Annotated in this window: 16 protein-coding genes and 1 pseudogene; 14 read left to right on the top strand and 3 right to left on the bottom strand. The window is 65.3% G+C overall.

The window, feature by feature from the left end; genetic code table 11:
• Positions 1-2: 2 nt before the first annotated feature.
• From ACTIF6_RS20335 to ACTIF6_RS20325, 3 genes are read left to right on the top strand one after another with little or no spacing between them, the layout of a single operon-like run.
• On the top strand, positions 3-560 hold the full coding sequence (locus ACTIF6_RS20335; protein ID WP_439589750.1) for a methylated-DNA--[protein]-cysteine S-methyltransferase: 558 nt from the start codon (positions 3-5) through the stop codon (positions 558-560).
• Positions 557-1,477 (top strand): helix-turn-helix transcriptional regulator, encoded by a 921-nt coding sequence (locus ACTIF6_RS20330; protein WP_439589749.1) that lies wholly within the window; start codon positions 557-559, stop codon positions 1,475-1,477. Before ACTIF6_RS20335 ends, ACTIF6_RS20330 begins: the two co-directional genes overlap by 4 nt.
• Complete coding sequence (locus ACTIF6_RS20325; protein ID WP_439589748.1) at positions 1,456-1,827, top strand: VOC family protein; 372 nt, start codon at positions 1,456-1,458, stop codon at positions 1,825-1,827. The genes ACTIF6_RS20330 and ACTIF6_RS20325 overlap by 22 nt, the downstream gene beginning before the upstream one ends.
• A 22-nt stretch (positions 1,828-1,849) precedes the next feature.
• On the opposite strand, the gene ACTIF6_RS20320 is transcribed toward ACTIF6_RS20325, so the two are convergent.
• Positions 1,850-2,674 carry an IclR family transcriptional regulator domain-containing protein gene (locus ACTIF6_RS20320; RefSeq protein ID WP_439589747.1) on the bottom strand — a complete coding sequence of 275 codons (825 nt, stop codon included), beginning with the start codon at positions 2,672-2,674 and terminating at the stop codon, positions 1,850-1,852.
• A gap of 143 nt (positions 2,675-2,817) precedes the next feature.
• On the opposite strand from ACTIF6_RS20320, the gene ACTIF6_RS20315 reads away from it, so the two are divergent.
• The 6 genes from ACTIF6_RS20315 to ACTIF6_RS20290 are packed head-to-tail and all read left to right on the top strand — an operon-like array spanning position 2,818 to position 9,471.
• Entirely contained in the window at positions 2,818-3,789 is a 972-nt protein-coding gene (locus tag ACTIF6_RS20315; RefSeq protein ID WP_439589746.1) for a Bug family tripartite tricarboxylate transporter substrate binding protein, read from the top strand.
• A 4-nt stretch (positions 3,790-3,793) separates the two neighbouring features.
• On the top strand, positions 3,794-5,509 hold the full coding sequence (locus tag ACTIF6_RS20310) for an FAD-dependent oxidoreductase (protein ID WP_439589745.1): 1,716 nt from the start codon (positions 3,794-3,796) through the stop codon (positions 5,507-5,509).
• Positions 5,487-6,092, top strand: a complete 606-nt coding sequence (locus ACTIF6_RS20305; protein ID WP_439589744.1) for a flavin reductase family protein — start codon at positions 5,487-5,489, stop codon at positions 6,090-6,092. The genes ACTIF6_RS20310 and ACTIF6_RS20305 overlap by 23 nt, the downstream gene beginning before the upstream one ends.
• 21 nt (positions 6,093-6,113) lie before the next feature.
• Entirely contained in the window at positions 6,114-6,884 is a 771-nt protein-coding gene (locus ACTIF6_RS20300) for a dienelactone hydrolase family protein (RefSeq protein ID WP_439589743.1), read from the top strand.
• A 17-nt stretch (positions 6,885-6,901) separates the two neighbouring features.
• Positions 6,902-8,338 (top strand): lyase family protein, encoded by a 1,437-nt coding sequence (locus ACTIF6_RS20295; RefSeq protein WP_439589742.1) that lies wholly within the window; start codon positions 6,902-6,904, stop codon positions 8,336-8,338.
• Complete coding sequence (locus ACTIF6_RS20290; RefSeq protein ID WP_439589741.1) at positions 8,335-9,471, top strand: mandelate racemase/muconate lactonizing enzyme family protein; 1,137 nt, start codon at positions 8,335-8,337, stop codon at positions 9,469-9,471. The genes ACTIF6_RS20295 and ACTIF6_RS20290 overlap by 4 nt, the downstream gene beginning before the upstream one ends.
• Positions 9,472-9,476: 5 nt before the next feature.
• Here ACTIF6_RS20290 and ACTIF6_RS20285 read toward each other — a convergent pair whose 3' ends face one another.
• Complete coding sequence (locus ACTIF6_RS20285) at positions 9,477-11,264, bottom strand: monovalent cation:proton antiporter-2 (CPA2) family protein (protein WP_439589767.1); 1,788 nt, start codon at positions 11,262-11,264, stop codon at positions 9,477-9,479.
• Between the two features lie 101 nt (positions 11,265-11,365).
• Here ACTIF6_RS20285 and ACTIF6_RS20280 point away from each other — a divergent pair, with 101 nt between their 5' ends.
• Positions 11,366-12,580 (top strand): multidrug effflux MFS transporter, encoded by a 1,215-nt coding sequence (locus ACTIF6_RS20280; protein ID WP_439589740.1) that lies wholly within the window; start codon positions 11,366-11,368, stop codon positions 12,578-12,580.
• Positions 12,577-13,517, top strand: a pseudogene (locus ACTIF6_RS20275) (MFS transporter). Before ACTIF6_RS20280 ends, ACTIF6_RS20275 begins: the two are co-directional and overlap by 4 nt.
• Here ACTIF6_RS20275 and ACTIF6_RS20270 read toward each other — a convergent pair.
• A complete protein-coding gene (locus ACTIF6_RS20270; protein ID WP_439589739.1) occupies positions 13,501-14,541 on the bottom strand; it encodes a DUF72 domain-containing protein in 1,041 nt (346 codons plus the stop codon). The pseudogene ACTIF6_RS20275 and the gene ACTIF6_RS20270 sit on opposite strands and share 17 nt — an antisense overlap.
• 84 nt (positions 14,542-14,625) lie before the next feature.
• On the opposite strand from ACTIF6_RS20270, the gene ACTIF6_RS20265 reads away from it, so the two are divergent.
• The 3 genes from ACTIF6_RS20265 to ACTIF6_RS20255 all read left to right on the top strand — a co-directional run bounded on the left by ACTIF6_RS20265 (position 14,626) and on the right by ACTIF6_RS20255 (position 18,863).
• Entirely contained in the window at positions 14,626-17,010 is a 2,385-nt protein-coding gene (locus tag ACTIF6_RS20265; RefSeq protein WP_439589738.1) for a Tex family protein, read from the top strand.
• A gap of 100 nt (positions 17,011-17,110) precedes the next feature.
• Complete coding sequence (locus ACTIF6_RS20260; RefSeq protein ID WP_439589737.1) at positions 17,111-17,938, top strand: HDOD domain-containing protein; 828 nt, start codon at positions 17,111-17,113, stop codon at positions 17,936-17,938.
• Positions 17,939-18,029: 91 nt separating this feature from the next.
• Positions 18,030-18,863: an HDOD domain-containing protein gene (locus ACTIF6_RS20255; protein WP_439589736.1), complete on the top strand. Its 834-nt coding sequence runs from the start codon at positions 18,030-18,032 to the stop codon at positions 18,861-18,863.
• The last annotated feature ends 4 nt before the right edge of the window (positions 18,864-18,867 follow it).

Genomic DNA, 18,867 nt, shown 5'->3' with positions numbered 1-18,867 from the left:
CCATGGAAGAGGGCGGTCACGCGCTGTTCCCCACCGCCATCGGCGTGTGCGGCATCGCGTGGGGCGCGGCGGGGGTGGTGGCGGTGCAGTTGCCCGAAGCCGATGCAGCCCGCACTCGGGCACGCCTGCTCAAAGGCCTGCCGCCTCTGCCCGAGGAGCCATCACCGCCCGCCGAAGTGCAGCTTGCCATCGAAGGCGTCCAGGCGCTGTTGAACGGGGAGGCGCGCCATCTGCGCGAGATACCGCTGGACATGGCCCGACTCACGCCGTTCCAGCGCGACGTGTACGCCATCGCCCGCGCCATTGACCCTGGCCACACACTCACCTACGGCGACATCGCCAAAGCGCTGGGCGACCTGGGTCTGGCCCGCGCCGTGGGGCAGGCGCTCGGCCACAACCCTTTTGCGCCGGTGGTTCCCTGCCACCGCGTGCTGGCGGCTGGCGCGCGCTCGGGCGGCTTCTCGGCCGCTGGCGGCGTGGACACCAAGCTGCGCATGCTGCAGATCGAGCGAGCCCGTTTCGGTGATGAACCCGGTCTGTTCGACGGAGAGCCCACATGATCAGCGCCACTGAACTCCAGGCCGGCCCGATCCGGGTGATGGATTTCCGTTGCAGCGCCGGTCCTGCCGAGAAACCCTTCGTTGAGCAGCACCAGGCCTATTCGGTGTCCTATGTGCGCAAGGGCAGCTTCGGTTACCGCGTGCGCGGCAAATCTTATGAGTTGGTCGCCGGATCGGTGCTGGTGGGCCATCCCGGCGACGAATTCGTGTGCACGCACGACCATCACGTCTGCGGTGATGAGTGCCTCTCGTTTCAGGTATCGCCGCGTTTTGTGGAACTTGTCGGTGGCGATCGGGGCCGCTGGCGCGCCACCGGCCTGCCGCCGCTGCCCGAGCTGATGGTGCTGGGCGAACTGGCGCAGGCGGTGGCCAGTGGCCGCAGCGACGCCGCGCTGGACGAGGTGGGCCTGTGGTTCACCTCCCGTTTCCTCGACGTGACGACCGGCCGCGAGCCAGCATCGTCCAAAGCCAGCGAACGCGACCGCAGGCGCGCAGTGGAAGCGGCAATGTGGATCTCCGCCCATTCGCAGGAAGCCATTGACCTGGACCGTGTGGCCGGAGAAGTGGCCTTGAGTCCGTTCCATTTCCTGCGGATGTTCTCGCGCGTGCTCGGCGTCACGCCGCACCAGTACCTGGTGCGTTCGCGGTTGCGGCACGCCGCGCAGCTGCTGGCCGAGAGCGACCGCGAGGTGACCGACGTGGCCCTCGAGGTGGGCTACGCCGACCTCAGCAACTTCGTGCGCAGCTTCCACCGCGCGGCCGGCATGTCGCCTGGCGCCTTTCGCCAGACCGCGCTCAAGGGCTCGAAGAAGTTGCGCAAGATTCTCCAAGACCGCGTGAACGACTTGATCGACGATGACCGCCTGATCCACCCATCAAGCAGGAAACCATCGCCATGTACGACCACCTCGGACTGAAAGTCCACGACCTCGCCGCCAGCATCCGCTTCTACCAGGCCGCGCTCGCGCCCCTCGGCCACGTGCTGGGTTCGCACGACGACACCTATGCCGGCCTCGGCCCCAAGGACGCGCCCGCGCTGTGGCTCTACGCGCATCCGGGCGGACAACCGGGCAACAAAGGGCAGGGCACGCACATCGCGTTTCGCGCCGAGACCCCGGCGCAAGTGGACGCGTTCTACAAGGCGGGCCTGAAGGCAGGCGCGGCAGACAACGGCGGCCCCGGCCCCCGTCCGGACTACAGCCCCACCTACTATGCCGCCTTCCTGATCGACCCCGACGGCAACAACGTAGAGGCGGTGTGCCCTTGAACGTCTGGGCAAACCAGGCATGTCAGGCAAGTTGCGAGGGATGCTGGATCCCTGCTGTGATCAAGGCGGATTCAATGGCCTTCACAGCGTCGCCCATGGCGGACAGGTGCCTTGACAGGATGTCGCTCTCCATCACGACCTCGGGAAGCCAGACCATGGTGATGGCGCCGATCGTGGCGCCATGGAGGCGGATAGGGAGGGCAACCGCCCCGTAGTCGGAAACGGAATTCTTCCCTTGCCGTCTGCGGGTCTTGAGTGAATAGCCCTGGGTCCGGGTCTGCGCGAGCACCGACTGCAACTCTTCCTTGGTCAGGCTTCCCATGGCGCCTGATCGTTCAAGCCGGCGGAGTATGGACTGACGCTCGGGCTGAGGACAGAACGCAAGGTAACAACGCCCCACCGCAGAGTCGATCATGCTCGGCCTGTAGCCAAGGGCGTGGTAGTTCGGGGTCAGGCTGCAACTCGAGGCCGCATCCAGTATGACCATCTGGCTGCCGTCCGGAACAGCGATGTTGACCGGCCAGGGTGTCTGCCGCTCCAGTGCGGCGCGATACGGCGCGCACAACTGCGAAAAGGCGCCGTGCCAGGCTTCCATGTTGTGGGCCGCAGCGACAGGTTGCGCGGTAAAGCGTTTGGTCAGGGGGTGGCGAATCAACCATCCGTCATCACACAGCGTCTTCAGGATGCGCAAAAGCGTTGCACGAGGGATGCCGGTGAGTCGGTGCACGTCGGCAAGCGAAATCGCCTCCTCGGCCTGTACCGCGCGAAGCACCTTGAGACCGCGGCTGAGGGCTTCGATCGACTTGACCTGCAAGTCCAGCGATTGGGGCTGATAGGGTGGTTTCACGTTGATGTTTGTCTCCGCCCTCATTGTGCTGCCTCATGCGACGCTGCACGGCCTGAAAGAAGACAACTGTTCACCAGGTGAAAACAGTGGTTCTCGTGTCCCATCAAGCCTCATAGAGTCTCGACTCCAACAAAGGAGACTTCATGAGACAAAAACTTCTACGGGTCGCGACCGGCCTGGCCATGTTCCTCAGCGCTTCCCTTCACGCACAAACTTGGCCGCAGAAGCCGATCACCATCGTGATTGGATTCCCCGCCGGAGGCGACACCGACGTCGTGGCGCGAATTTACGCCGACAAGTTGAGCAGCCGGCTGGGGCAGCCGGTCATCGTCGAGAACAAGCCTGGCGCCAGCGGGATGATTGGCGCAGCCTATGTCGCCAAGGCGCCCGCGGATGGTTACACCATCATGAATGTGGCGAGCACCTTCGCCATTGCCCCCCACGTTGTCGCGCCATCGCCTGGCATTGTCCAGGATCCCGTCAACGACTTCACCGCCATCTTCCAGGTGTCGAAGGCTCCGCTGGTGGCTTTCACGGGTGTCTCGACCAATATCAAGTCTTTGAGCGACTTGGTTCGTGATGGGAAAGCAGGCAAGCCACTCTCTTACGGAACTCCGGGATCGGGTACACCCATGCACCTGCTGGGTGAGCAATTCAAGAACTCGGCTGGAATCCCCATGATGCATGTGCCCTACAAAGGCTCAGCGCCCGTGCTCACCGACGCCCTGGCTGGCCACATCTCTGTCGGCTGGACCAGTCCCGCCTCCGTGAGCCCGCATCTGACGAGCGGGAAACTGTTGGCACTTGCGGTCTCGAGCCCTGAGCGCAGCGCTCTCCTGCCCAACGTGCCTACCTTCACCGAATCAGGCTTCCCCGATGTGCGGTTCGTTTCGTGGCAAGGATTTCTCGGCCCCAAGAACTTGCCGCCTGAGGTGGTTCAGACCCTGAACAAACACCTGAACGAAATCACCCAGATGCCGGACGTTCGGGCAAGGCTTGCGTCCATCGGACTCGAGCCAGTGGGAGGCGCCCCTGATCATTTCGCCAATACCGTGCGCGGCGACTACGAACGACTCGGCGCCATGGTTCGCAAATACAACATCAAGCTGGATTGAGCCGATGAACAAGCTGGATACGGCGGCCGACAATGCCGCCCATGGATCGACGCGCCCGTTTCACGACGTGGTCGTGGTGGGGGGCGGCCCGGTGGGGCTGGCCACAGCCCTCGAGCTGGGGCGAAGGGGCGTGAGCGTCTGTGTGGTCGAACCTGAGACGGATCTGCGCACGCGCTACCGCCATCCCCGTGCGCGCTACGTCAATCTGCGCGTCACCGAGCATTTTGCTCGTTGGGGTTTGTTGCCTCGGATGCGTGAGCGCGCGGAGTTTCCGGTGTCGTGGCCATCCCAGGTGGTTCTGACGACCCGCCTCAGTGCGCCGGATCTTGCGGTCATCGACAACGCGTTCTTCTCTGACCCGTTGAAAGTCAGCGACGCATTTCCAGAACCCATCGTGCAGGTGATCCAGGCACAGATCGAGGAAGTGCTGAGAGAAGAACTGGCCAAGCTCCCCATGGTGGAAACGCGGTACGGTTGGCAATGTGCCAGCATCGAGCAGGACAGCAACGGGGTCACTGTGAGCGTGCAGGACGCCCAGGGCAACACCCAGAAGATCCAGGCCTTGTATGCGGTGGGCGCCGACGGGGCCCGCAGCGTCGTCGCGCGATCAGGTGGCTTCCGATACGAAGGACGCGCGCGGATCGCGCAATGCGTACAGATCCTGTTTCGCTGCAAGGCGATCTATCGAGACATGCACCGATCGAAGGCGATGATGTGGTGGTGCCTGAACCCGGAGGCGCCAGCGTTTGTCATGCCGGCGGACAGCGAGGACCTTTTCCTGGTGTCCTTGCACAAGATATCCAGCGAAGAGGAAGTGCGCCAGCAGGCACCGCGCATCGTCGCGGCCTTGATCGGGAAGGATGCTCCCTTTGAGATCGAGGGGTTCGACTTCTACCACATGCACGCGCGTATTTCGCAACAGTATCGGCGCGAGCGGATCTTCCTGGTGGGCGATGCGGCGCACCAGCATCCCACCTATGGCGGCCACGGCTTGAACCTGGGCATGAGCGATGCCGTGGACCTGGGGTGGAAGCTGGCGGCGGTCCTTCGGGGTTCGGCACCCGATGGGTTGCTCGACAGCTACGACAGCGAGCGCCGGCCAATCGGCGAACGGCTGGTTCGCGAAACGGTGCGCAGCTTCGAACATGCCCCCAAGGACATGGTGACGCCGGAGATCGAGGGGGTAGGTCCGGATGGCGAGGCGGCGCGGCGCCATGCAGCCAAGGATTTCTTGCGCCTGAAGCAGCCGCAGTTCCGCAGCATTGGAACGCAGCTCGGCTATGTCTACAGCGGCTCCCCCATCGTCTGGTCGGAAGCAGGGTTGGCGCCACCAGACGCGAATCCCAACCACTACGCCCCTGACGGCCGCCCAGGTTCCATCGCACCCCACGCGAGACTTGCGGACGGCCAGTCGCTGTATGAACAGTTCGGGCCGTGGTTCACCATCCTTTGTTTTTCCGAAGGTGCCGAACTCGAACGCGCGAAGGCATTGGCTGCTGCGGCACCGCGAGCCGAGGAGTTCTGTGTGGTGCGTTCTCTGCCAAAAAAGCTGCAAGAACTCTACGGGTCGCCGATCGTTCTGGTCAGACCCGATCAGCACATTGCCTGGCGCGGTAGCACAGTCAGCCCCGAACTGGACATGCAGATCTGGCAAACGGTGTTGGGTGCGACCTCCCTCCTCAAGAAGCAGCAACACGATGACGTACATCACGCGGCCTAGCGCGGGCATGTCTTCGGAGGAAGCCTACCGCCTGCTCACCGGCGCAGTGGTTCCCCGGCCCATTGCGTGGATCACCACCGTGGACGATGAGGGGGTGGTCAACGCCGCACCGTTCAGTTCCTACAACTACGTGGCCCACAGCCCGCCCGCGTTGGCTGTGAACATCGCCAGTCGCGCCGATGGCTCTCTCAAGGACACCGCGCGCAACATGCTGCGCAGCCGAGAGTTTGTCGTGAACGTGGCCACGGTGGAAAACCTCGACGCCCTCCACGCCAGCAGTGCGGCCTACGCGGCCGAAGTCAGTGAATGCGCGACCCTGGGAATTCCTCTGGAGCCCAGCCATTTCGTGCGTGTGCCGCGCATCGCCGCTTCGCCGATCCAGATGGAATGCCGCCTGCTGCAATCGGTGCCGCTCGGCGACGTCAACACGCTGTACATCGGCGAAGTCGTCGCCTTTCATCTGTCGCCCACGGTGTTCGATGGTCGGCGCATCGACGTGCGCCAGCTGCAACCACTGGCCCGTTTGGGCGGCCCCTTCTACACCCAGGTCGGACCCGTCACAGAACGGCAGCGGCTTGAATAAATCCCCACGCAAGGAACTCGCATGTGCCATGGCAAGCTGCTGACCAGCGGCCCGCTCTACGACCCCAACGAAGAGGAATTCGTGCATCTGCCGACCGGCAGCGGCATGCTCTACGCCTCCCTGTTTCCGGCCCGGATCTCCCAACGCGGCACGGTGCTGCTCGTTTCCGATGTGTTCGGTCGCACGCCTTTCTACCGCATGCTGGGGCACCGGCTAGCCGGCATGGGCTACCGCACCTTGGTGCCGGAATTGTTCAGTGCGTCTTTTCCGGTGGCCAACGGTGACATGGAGGCCACCTTCGATCGACTGGGCCAGCTCGATCAAACGAAGTCGCTCGACCAACTCGGCGTGTGCCTGTCGACGCTGCGTGAGCAGGATGCGGCAGGTCATGTGGTGACCATGGGCTTTTGCCTCGGCGGCACCCTTGCCATGATGCTGACTGCGCGCCACTCTTTCGCTGGTGCGGTCATCTATTACGGTTTCCCTGCGCGCAAGCCCGCCACGGAAAAAGCGCCCTACATCGTGCTCGATCACCTGGACGATATCGGGCGCCATCAGGTGCCCGTTCTCGGCTTCTGGGGAGACCAGGAAGAGCGCGTGCCTCTCGATACCGTGGCCGCTTACCGGGATGGTCTGAACTCGAAGGGCGTCCGCGCAGACATCCAGCTCTGCCCGGGCGTGCGTCATGCATTTCTCACCTTTGATCCAGACAACCCCGACTATCAGGTCGCTCAACGCAGTTGGGATCAGACGCACCAGTTCCTGGAAAGCACGATTCGCCCGGCCGGCTGAATGTGATGGAGTCCATCTTGCTTCAACCCGCCACGGACGATTTCCAGCGCGTTCATCGTCTCAACCTGGCAGCGGCCGTGGCACTCTGGCAATCGGGCGAACTTTCGGACAATGCGCGTGCCGTTGCCTATCCCGCGCTGTCTGCCGTGGCCCGTTGCTATTCAGACGATCCAGCGCGTTGGTCCCAGGTCAGTGACTACCTGGAAATCGAGAAGCTCATGCTGGAGGTCGGCGGTTGGCCCATCACCGAGTTGCACTCGGGACGCAGTCGGCAGGACATCGTTGCATCCGTCCTTCGAATGGCATGGCGCACCTCGGTGCTCGACGCGGTGGCGGCGGCGGGCGAAGTGCGTCGCGCGTTGTTCGACCTGGCCGCATCACATCCACATGCCGTGCTGCCCGCGTACACCTGGGGCGTGCAGGCTCAGCCCACCACCCTGGGCCACTACCTGCTGGGTTTCAGCCAGTCGCTGGCGCGGTGGCAGCAGCGCCTGATCCAGACGTACGAGCGCATCAATCAATCCCCCTTGGGAAGCTGCGTGCTGGGCAATTCCCTGTTCTCTCTGGATCGCAACCTGCTGGCCTCTCTGCTGGGCTTTTCCGGGCCGGTGTTGAATTCGTTTGATGCGGTGCAACTCGCCACGGTCGACCTGAGTGCGGAAATCGCGGGGCATGTGAACACGGTCGCCAGCAGCATGTCGTTGTTGTACGCGGATCTGACCGCGCAGTACCACCATGCAGAGCCGTGGCTGGTTTTTATCGATGCGGACAACGTGGGTGGAAGTTCGGCAATGCCCCAGAAACGAAATCCCATGGTGCTCAGCGCGTTGCGGCGCCAGCAGAACAGGATGGTGGGTTGCGCCATGACGATCCTCCTGAATGGCCACAACGTGCCCAGCGGGATGAACGACTGCAAGTACCACGAGCCGACCGAGGCGATGCACTTGGCCACATCCCTGATGCGTGCGACGGCCGCCATGGTGCGAGCGATCCGCTTCGTTCCTGCCGCCGCAAAAGAGGAGCTTGAACGCGACTACGCCAACGCCACCGATCTCGCGCATGTGCTGCAGACCAAGGGCATTCCTTTTCGATTGGCCCATGCCTGCGTGGCAGCCCTGGTGGGTTTTGCGCGCGGAAAAGGCATTCCTCTGGGTGAGGTGAATGACGCACAGGCGCACCGCATCCTTGCCGAGACATTGGGTGGCGACCATGCTCTTGCGTCCAGCGTGCGCTGGGGCGATGTGCGGCAGGCCGCCGATGCCGACTGGGTCGTGCAGAACCGCAAAGGTCTGGGCGGCCCACAGCGGCCGTCTGTCGAAGCGATGCTGAGGCACGACGTGCAGGACGTCGAGGACATGAACCATTGGGTGGCAGACCGCACCACGCGGCTTGCCGCCGCCGACGAGGAGCTTTGCGCAAGCCTTCTCCAACTGCACAAGGAGCATTCCGTTTGAACACACCACGAATCCAGGATGTACAGGTTGACCTCCTGTCCATTCCACTGCCTCGTGACTTTCGCGGCAGCGTTTACAGCGTCACGAACAAGATGGCGCTGTTGACGACCATCCGCCTCGACGACGGCAGCACGGGGATTTCTGTGAATGGCGAAGGCGACGTCGAGACCTTCCGCACGGCACTGAAGATCGCACGCGACTGCATGGCGCCTGCCCTCATCGGCGAAGACCCGTCGTCGATCGGTCGCCTATGGGCGAAGTGCTGGCGGCTGACCGACACGCACTGGATGCCCTGGCAGCGAGCCGCTGCAGTGCGCGCCGTCGCCTGCATGGACTGTGCGCTGTGGGATCTTCTGGGCAAGCGCGCTGGACTGCCGCTGGCGCGGATGTGGGGTGGGCATCGCGATCGATTGCCCATTCTCGCCATCGCCGGTCAATACGTGGACGGTTTCGCACCACACGACTACGTTCCCGAGATGGAGGAGCTTGTGGAACTGGGATTGGCGGGTTGCAAATTCAAGGTGGGCGGACTCAGCCCCGAGCAAGACGCCGATCGCGTTCGCGCGGTGCGCCGCGCCATGGGGGAAGACTTTGTGATTTGTGTGGACGCGAATCGCGGATGGAGCCGACCCGATGCGGAGGACTTTGCCCGACGGGTGAGGGACCTGGGTGTTCGATGGTTCGAGGAACCCTGCCATTGGGAAACCGACGTAGGTGATATGAGCCACCTGCGCCGCACCAGTGACCTGCCCATTGCGGCAGGTCAGTCCGAATACACGGTATCGGCCTGTGTGCACCTGATGGACGCGCAGGCCATCGATGTATGCAATCTCGACGCGAGTTGGGGAGGAGGGGCCACGCCATGGTTGAAGGTGGCCGCCGCAGCCGAGACGCGGGGTATTCAGATGGCTCACCATGGCGAACCCCTGCTGGGCGCGCACCTGCTGTCCGCCGTGAGCAATGGCACTTATGTCGAGACGCACCACCCGTTGCGCGATCCTTTGTTCCATGGCGGCATGCACCGGCGTGGCGTCATCCAGGCGGGCGAGTACGTTCTGTCAGAGCTACCGGGCTGGGGGTTCGAACTGGACGACGATTTTGTCGCGCGGCATGTGGTGGGCGACGCAAGGTAGACCGGTCAGATTGCAGGCTGCGCCTCTTCCGGGGCCGTGTCCTTCTTCACCCGGTTGCCCAGCACCAGCGCGCGCCCCGCAAACAAGCCACCAGCCGCCTCCATGTCCATGCGCTCGGCGTCGCGCCGGCGCAGGTGGTCCATCACCTCGTCGGCTTCTTCTTCTGCAGCGCCCAGAGTGAGCACGGCCTGGCGGCCCATGGCCATGGCGGATTCGAAGGTCTCACGCACCAGGTAGCCCGCATCGGCCTTGCGCAGCTCCAGGATGTGCTCGCGGTCGAAAGCGCGGATCAGCAGCTCGGCATGCGGAAACTCGGTCTTGGCCAGGTGGGCGATGCGGGTGGCGGCCTCCTTGTTGTCCAGGCACACCAGAATCGCCTGGGCGGCGTGCGCGCCCGCGGCGTGCAGCACGTCGGCGCGGCAACCGTCACCGTAGTACACCTTGAACCCGTAGGCCTCGGCGTCGCGGATCATCTGCACGTTGTTGTCGATGATGGTGATGCTCGCGCCGCGCGCGATGACGCCCTGGCTGGCGATCTGGCCGAAGCGCCCGAAGCCGATCACCAGCACGCTGGCGGTCTGGCCGTCGACCTTTTCCACGCCATCCAGCGACACCTCGGCGTCGCGCGCCGTGAAGCGGCGGTGCACCAGCACCACCAGCGGCGTGAGCGCCATGGAGAGCACCACGATGGCCGTCATGTTGGCATTGACCACCGGGTCGATGACGCGCGCACCCAGCGCGGCGGCAAACAGCACGAAGGCGAATTCGCCGCCCTGGGCCATGAGCACCGCGCGGTCCAGCGCGTCGGCGTGCGAGCTTTTCGCGAAGCGCGCCACGCCGTAGATGCACAGGCCCTTGACCACCATCATGGCGAGCACGCCAGCCACGATGATGGGCCAGTTGCTGGTCACGGCGGCCAGGTCCAGCGACATGCCCACGCTCAGGAAGAACAAGCCGAGCAGCAGGCCCCGAAAGGGCTCGATGTCGGCCTCGAGCTGGTGGCGGAAGGTGGATTCGGACAGCAGCACGCCGGCCAGGAAGGCACCCATGGCCATCGACAGGCCACCCAGCTGCATGAGCAGGGCCGCGCCCAGCACCACCAGCAAGGCGGCGGCGGTCATCACCTCGCGCGCTTTGGCGTTGGCCAGGATGCGGAAGAGGGGGTTGAGCAGCCACACGCCGGCCGCTACCAGCGCCACGAGCGAACCCAGCGCCAGGCCGATGGTGGCCAGGCGCGACGAATCGGCCGCCGCCTGCTGGCCCAGGTCCGGTGCCATGAAGGTCACCACCGCGAGCAAGGGCACGATCAGCAGGTCTTCGAACAGCAGGATGGCAACGATCTTCTGGCCGCGCGGCTGGGCGATGTCGCCACGCTCGCCGAGCAACTGCATCACCACGGCGGTGGAGGTCAGCACGAAGCCCATGGCGCTGACGAACGACACCGGCAACGAGAAGCCGAAGGCCAGGCCCACCCCGGTGAGCAGCAGGCCGCACACCACCACCTGCAGGCTGCCCAGGCCGAAGATGGCCCGGCGCAGGCTCCACAGGTGCGAGGGCTGCATTTCCAGCCCGATCACGAAGAGGTACATCACCACCCCGAGCTCGGCGGTGTGCAGGATGGTGGCGGGATCGCTGATGAGGCCCATGCCGAACGGCCCGATGGCCAGTCCCGCCGCCAGGTAGCCCAGCACCGAACCGAGGCCGATCCGCTTGAACAGCGGCACGGCCACCACGGCGGCGCCCAGCAATGTCACGACCTTGAGCAAGTCGCCCGCGCTGCCTTCCACGGCCATGGTGGAGTCCCTCAGTGGTTGTTGAATCAGGAAATTGTGACGCAAGTGGCGCGCCAACCCCATTCCAGCAAGGAATGCGGGGCACGGCGACAATCGCCGCCATGCGTTCTTCTGGTTTCTTTCGGATCGCCCTGATCCTGGGTCTGCTTTCGGCCATCGGTCCCTTCGCCATCGACATGTACCTGCCCGCACTGCCGGCGATCGGCAGCAGCCTGGGCGCGCCCGTGGGCCAGGTGCAATGGACCCTGATGGCTTTCTTCCTCTCGCTGGGTGTCGGCCAACTGCTCTATGGACCGGTTTCGGACATGGTGGGGCGCAAGCCGCCGCTGTATTTCGGCCTGGGCCTGTTCACGCTGGCCAGCGTGGGCTGCGCCCTGGCCACCGATGTGGAGACTCTCGTGGTGCTGCGTTTCCTGCAAGGGCTGGGTGCGGCGGCCGGCATGGCAATCCCGCGCGCTGTGGTGCGCGACCTGCACACCGGCAACGAGGCGGCACGCATCATGTCGCTGCTGATGCTGGTCTTCAGCGTCTCGCCCATCCTCGCGCCGCTGGCGGGCAGCGGCGTGATCGCGCTGGCCGGCTGGCGCGGTGTGTTCTGGGCCGTGGCGCTCGCCGCGGTGGCCGGGCTGGTCATGGTGTATGGCGCGCTGCAGGAGACGCGCACGCAGGCTGAACGCGTGGAAAGCAGCCTGGGCAGCGCCTTGCGCGCCTACGGCTTGCTGTTTCGCGACTGGCACTACCTGGGCCTGGTGGGCATCGCCAGCACGGCGCTGGCGGGCTTCTTTGTCTACCTCGCGGGCTCGCCGTTCGTGATGATCGACCACTATGGCCTCACACCCACGCAGTACAGCCTGGCGTTCGGCGTCAACGCGGCAGCCTTCTTCGGTGCCGCCCAATGCACCGCGCTGCTGGGTCGTCGCTTTGGTCTGGTGAACGTGGTCAAGGGCGCGGCCACGGCCTCGGGCCTGACGATGACGCTGCTGCTGGTGTATTACCTGCTCGGCGGTGACAGCCTGTGGGTGCTGATCGCGCTGTATTTCGTGGCCAGCGGCTTCATGGGCCTGGTGATTCCCACCACCTCGGTGCTGGCGCTGGAGCAGCACGGCGCCATTGCCGGCACGGCATCGGCGCTCATGGGCACGCTGCAGATGCTGGGTGGCGCATTGGCCATGGCCATCGTGAGCCTGTTCGCCAACGGCCAGCCGCTGCCCATGGTGGTGGGCATGGCCAGTGGCGCCTTGATCGGCGTGGCGCTGACGTGGCTCACGCTGTCGGGTGATTCGAAGGCACACCTGGCCGCCGAGGCGGGCGGGTGACGCTTCCGGACGGTTTGCCATCCCCCCAGCGCGGCAAGGCCGTGCTGGTGATCTTGCTGGGCATCACCCTGGGGGTGATGGACGGCAGCATTGTCAATCTGGCGCTGCCTGGCATTGCACAGGAACTGAACGCCCCGGCCTCTCAGGCCATCTGGGTGGTCAACGCGTACCAGATCGCATCGCTGGTGATGCTGCTGCCTTTGGCCGCGCTGGGTGACCGGCGGGTGTGCGCAGTGGATCGGCCCACGGCAACCCCGCGCTGGGCTGGGCCTTGCTGGCCGCTGGCGTGGCAGTGGGCGCCGTGTACCTGCGCCGCCAGTGGCACCTGGCAGCACCCCTGTTCCCGCTGGACCTGCTGCGCATTCCCGTCTTCGCCTTGTCCATGGGCGCGTCGCTCGGTGCCTTCTGCGCGCAGATGCTGGCCTTTCTTGCACTGCCCTTTCTGTTGCTCGACGTGCAAGGCCGTGCGCACATGGAAGCTGGCCTCATCATGACGGCATGGCCCATGGCCACCGTGCTGGTGGCACCGATCGCGGGTCGGCTCATCGGCCGCTACCCGGCCGGCTGGCTGGGCGGCATCGGCATGGTGGTGTTCGCCCTGGGCCTGTTGCTGGTGGGCCTGCGGCCGGAACACACCACGGCCTTCGAGATGGGCTGGCGTCTGGCGCTGTGCGGCGCGGGTTTTGCGCTGTTCCAGTCGCCCAACAACCACACCATCGTGACCAGCGCCCCCGTTCACCGCAGTGGCGCGGCCAGCGGCATGCTGGGCACGGCACGGCTGACCGGGCAGACGCTGGGCGCCGTGATGCTGGCCGCCATCTACGCGGTGTGGAACCAGCACGACGGGCAGGGCGAAACGATCGCGCTGTGCCTGGCGGCCGGGTTCGCGTTGCTGGCGGGTGTGAGCAGTTCGCTGCGGGTCAGGGCGCGCCGCTAGCCAGGCCTTCGGCCAGCGCCTGCGCGGAAAGCGGCGCGCATCCCTCGGCCTTGTTGCTGATCGTGACGAAGACGTTCTGGCCCGCGTTGCTGATGCCGGCGATGGTGCGCACCAGCAACTCGCGCGTGTCCTGGTCCACGTCGTGGATGCGGTCGTAGGGGCTGTATTCGCGTTGCGCGTCTTCGTAGCCGTAGGCGCCATGCAAAGGGTTGAGGTTCCAGCGGCAGACCATGGGGCCGGGCCAGAGCCGGCGCAGCAGGGGCAGTTGTTCGGCCAGCCGCGGCATCTTGGCGTGCAGGCACAGGCACCAGGTGGCACTGCATTCGCGCAGCACGGCGGCGAGCTCGGGCATGAAAGCCGGATTCAGCCATTCCGGGTCGCGCACTTCCAGGGCCAGCACGCCGTCGGGCGCGGTGGGTTTGAGCGCGGGTTGGGCCAGCAGCAGGGTGCGCACGCGCTGCAGCACCAGCGGCAGGTTGTGCAGCAGATGCCTTGGCATGGGGCTCAGTTGAAACACCAGCGCGCCCACCTTGTGGCCCAGGCCCGCGAGCGCGGGCGCCACGAAATCCTGCGTGGCCAGCGCGGGATCGAGAAACGCCGGGTTGGGTTGCAGGCCCCGGCCATCCTCACCGCGCACCAGCGCGTCCGTCACGTGGCTCGGCGCCTTCACCACGAAGCGGAAGTCGTCCGGCACCTGGGCGGCGTAGCGGGCGTACTGGTCCTGCGTGAGCGGGCGGTAGAAGCTGCGGTCCACGCTCACGGCGCGCATCAGCGGATGCTGTGCGTAGGCGCGAAGGCCTTCCTTGGAGAGCAGGGTTTCGGGGTACTCGCCGTCCCACATCAGCCCGGCCCAGCCGGGGTAGGTCCATGAAGAAGTGCCCAGACGCACCCGTGGCGACAGGGCGGCGGCCAGGGCCTGCAGCGCCGGGTCCGGCGGTGCAGGGGTCACGCGGTCCTGCCGCTTGCGGGATGGAGGCGGGCTGGGCGTTGGTGCGGGCGGATCGCCGAACAGGTTGTCTTGCATGCTTGGGCCGGGATCGGACAGCGGCCATGGTAGCCCGGCAGCGTGTGGCAAACTTCCGCGCTTCGCTTTTTCACATCGGTTCGAATGCAGCAGATCATCCGGCAGATTGCCACGGACATCAGGGTTGAAGAGAGACAGGTATTGGCAGCGGTCGAGCTGCTGGATGGGGGAGCCACGGTGCCCTTCATTGCCCGGTACCGAAAAGAAGCCACGGGCGGGCTGGACGACGTGCAACTGCGCGAGTTGTCGTTCCGCCTGGACTACCTTCGCGAGCTGGAAGACCGCCGCGCCGCCGTGCTGAAGGCCATCGACGAACAAGGCAAGCTCACCGACGCGCTGCGCGCGGCCATCGCCGCGGCGCCGACCAAGCAGGAACTGGAAGACCTGTACCTGCCGTTCAAGCAGAAGCGCCGCACCAAGGGACAGATCGCACGCGAGTTCGGCATCGAACCCCTGGCCGACAAACTGCTGGCCGATCCCACGCTGGACCCCGCCACCGAAGCCGGCGCCTTCACGAAACCGCCCGAAGTGCTGGACGACGGCAAGCCTGGCGCCGATTTCTCCACCGTGCCGGCCGTGCTCGACGGCGTGCGTGACATCCTCTCCGAACGCTGGGCGGAAGACCCGGCGCTGGTGCAGAGCCTGCGCGAGTGGCTGTGGACCGGCGGCCTGCTCAAGAGCACGCTGGTGGCGGGCAAGGACGAGAACGCACCCGACATCGCCAAGTTCCGCGACTACTTCGACTACGACGAGCCGATCTCGCGCGTGCCTTCGCACCGCGCGCTCGCCGTGTTCCGGGGCCGCGCGCTGGAAATCCTCGACGCCAAGCTCGTGCTGCCCGAGCCACCCGACGCGGTGCCGGCCGGCAAGCCCGGCGCCACGCCCTCACTGGCCGAAGGCCGCATCGCCCTGCACCTGGGCTGGAGCCACCAGGGCCGCAAGGCCGATGACCTGCTGCGCAAATGCGTGGCCTGGACCTGGCGCGTCAAGCTTTCGCTCTCCAGCGAACGCGACCTGTTCGCCCGATTGCGCGAGAGTGCCGAGGGTGTGGCGATCAAGGTGTTCGCCGACAACCTGCGTGACCTGTTGCTGGCAGCGCCCGCAGGCCCCAAGGTGGTGATGGGCCTGGACCCAGGCATCCGCACGGGCGTGAAAGTGGCGGTGGTGGATGCCACCGGCAAGCTGGTGGACACGTCCACGGTGTATCCGCATGAGCCCCGGCGCGACTGGGACGGCTCGCTGCACACGCTGGGCCTGCTGGCACGGAAACACGGCGTGAACCTGATCGCCATTGGCAACGGCACGGCCAGCCGCGAAACGGACAAACTGGCCGCCGACCTCATCAAGTTGCTGGAGAAGGCCGGGCAGGGCGGTGTGGTGAAAGTGGTGGTGAGCGAGGCTGGCGCGTCGGTGTATTCCGCCAGCGAATTCGCTTCTCAGGAAATGCCCGATGTGGACGTGAGCCTGCGTGGTGCGGCTTCCATCGCCCGCCGCCTGCAGGACCCGCTGGCCGAACTGGTGAAGATCGATCCCAAGAGCATCGGCGTGGGCCAGTACCAGCACGACGTGAACCAGAGCGAACTGGCCCGCACGCTCGAAGCCGTGGTGGAAGACTGCGTGAACGGCGTGGGGGTGGACCTCAACACCGCCAGCGTGCCGCTGCTCGCGCGCGTCTCCGGGCTGTCGGCCAGCGTGGCCAAGGCGGTGGTGCGCTGGCGCGAGGCGAACGGCGCCTTCAGGAACCGCCAGCAACTGATGGACGTGGCCGGCCTGGGCGCCAAGACCTTCGAGCAAAGCGCCGGCTTCCTGCGCATCCGGGGCGGTGACAACCCGCTGGACATGACGGGCGTGCACCCTGAGACCTACAGCGTGGTCGAGCAGATCATGGAAAAGACCGGCAAGCCCGTGGCCGAGCTCATGGGTCGGGCCGACATGCTCAAGACCCTGCGTCCCGAGCTGTTTGCCAACGAGCGCTTTGGCGTCATCACGGTGAAAGACATCCTGGGCGAGCTGGAAAAGCCCGGCCGCGACCCGCGCCCGGACTTTCAGGTGGCTCGTTTCAACGACGGCGTGGACGACATCAGCGACCTGCGCGAAGGCATGATTCTGGAAGGCACGGTGAGCAACGTGGCCCAGTTTGGCGCCTTCGTGGACCTGGGCGTGCACCAGGACGGCCTGGTCCACGTCAGCCAGCTGGCCCACAAGTTCGTGAACGATGCCCGGGAAATCGTGAAAACCGGCGACATCGTGAAGGTCAAGGTGATGGAGGTCGATGTGGCACGCAAGCGCATCGGCCTTTCGATGAAGCTGGGCGAAGCGCCTGCGCGTGGTTCAGACGGCCCACGGGACAACCGGTTCGAGCCGGCGCGAGGTGCACGCGGCGGCCAGCCGGTCGCAAAAGGCAACCCGCCGGTGGCATCGGCCATGGCGTCGGCCTTCGCCCGTTTGCAGGGCTCCGGGAAACGCTGAAAAACCGGTAGTTCAAAGGCATTCAAGGGGCTCAAGTCGCAGGGGCAGGTGTCGATAGCTTGGGTAGTCAAACCCACCCAAGCCATCGGACTTCAGCCCCATGCAACTCGAAGCCCTGTTGAACTACCCCCGTGCGCTGCCGGCCATGTCGCGCACGGTCTCGGACCTGCTGGCCGAGATGAACAAGGAAGATCCCAGTCCCCGGCGGGTGGCGGGCCTGATTTCCCAGGACCCGGCGCTCACCACGCGCGTGCTGCGCCTCTCGAATTCCGCCTTCTTCCGCGCCAGCCGCCAGATCGGCAGTGCCGACGAGGCCGTGGCCCTGCTGGGCATGACCCATGTGCGTTCGCTGGTGATGGCCGCGGCGCTGGGTTCGGGCTTCAAGAACGTGCCGGGCGTGGACATGCGCCAGTTCTGGCGCTACAGCCTGCGCGTGGCCGACATTTCCCGCTCGCTGGCGGGCCTTCTGCGGCAGAACGAGGGCAATGCCTTCACCGCTGGCCTGGTACATGCCATTGGCGACCTGATCATGCACATCGCCATGCCCGATGTGATCGGCCCCATCGACATGGGTACACCGCCCCTGGACCTGCGCCGTGCCGAGGCCGAGCGTGCGGTGCTGGGCTACACCTACGCCGAGGTGGGTGCAGGCATGGCGGAGAAATGGCAGTTCCCGCCCGACATCGTCTCGGCCCTGGCCAATCAGGTGGCCCCTTTCGACGGCGAGACCTACGACCCTCTGGGTGGCGTGCTGCACCTGGGTTCCTGGCGCGCGCGCGCTGAGGAAATCCAGCTCGACGAAGGCGGCCTGGTGTCCACCTTTCCGGACATGGTGGGCCTGACCCTGGGTCTGGATGTGGACAGCGTGCTGGGCAAGGACCCCACGGAGTGGTCGTTCAGCCAGGCCCTGGGCGCTTTCATCGATTGATCGTCACCGAAAGTTCTCAAGACTCTCTCGAGCCTGACGAAGAAACCATCAGTCCTCCAATTACAAGCCACCAACGTCGAAGGGTCAGATCATGCAACTCGAAAAGCTGCTCAAGCAACCAGACGCACTGCCTTCCGCCCCCAAGGTGGTGCGCAAGCTGATCGAAACCTTCGACCAGGAAGAGGTCGACGCCATGCTGGTGGCCTCCTACATCGAAGACGACCCTGTGCTGGTGGCCAAGCTGCTCAAGACCGCCAACTCCGCCTTCTTCGGTCTGTCCCGCCAGGTCTCCAACGCCCGTGAAGCCATGAACGTGCTGGGCATGATCAAGGTGCGCGCGCTGGTGATTGCCGCTTCGCTCGGCGAAGGTTTCCACACCCTGGGCAGCGTGAATCTGAACCAGTTCTGGCGCTACAGCCTCAACACCGCCAACCTCTCGCGTTACATCGCGTTGCCGATCAAGATCGACGAGAACACCGCCTTCACCGCCGGCCTGATCCACGGCATTGGCGAACTGGTGATGCATGTGGGCATGCCCGAGGCCATGCTGGACCTTGACCGCAGCGTGCCCATGCTGGACCTCAAGCGTTCCAAGGCCGAGCGTGGCATCTTCGGCTACAGCTATGCCGAAGTGGGTGCCGCCCTGGCACGCGAATGGCATTTCCCCAAGCGCATGATCAACGCCATCGAGCACCAGACCGCGCCGTTCGACAACGACGTGTACGAGCCGATCGCCGGCGTGATCCACATTGGCTCCTGGCGCGCCCGTGCAGAAGAGCAGGCCATGCGCAGTGAATTGCTGATCAACACCTACCCCGATCCTGTCGGGCTCGTGCTGGGCATCGATCCGGACACCGTGGTGGCCGAGGAAATTCCCTCGCTTTCCCGGCACTCCGAGGACACGGAGTCGCAGGCGCATCACTGACTCG

The organism is Hydrogenophaga sp., from assembly GCF_051860785.1.
GTDB lineage: Bacteria > Pseudomonadota > Gammaproteobacteria > Burkholderiales > Burkholderiaceae_C > Hydrogenophaga.
Note: the sequence above shows the minus strand (reverse complement) of the source record. Positions and strands in the feature narration are given on the sequence as shown.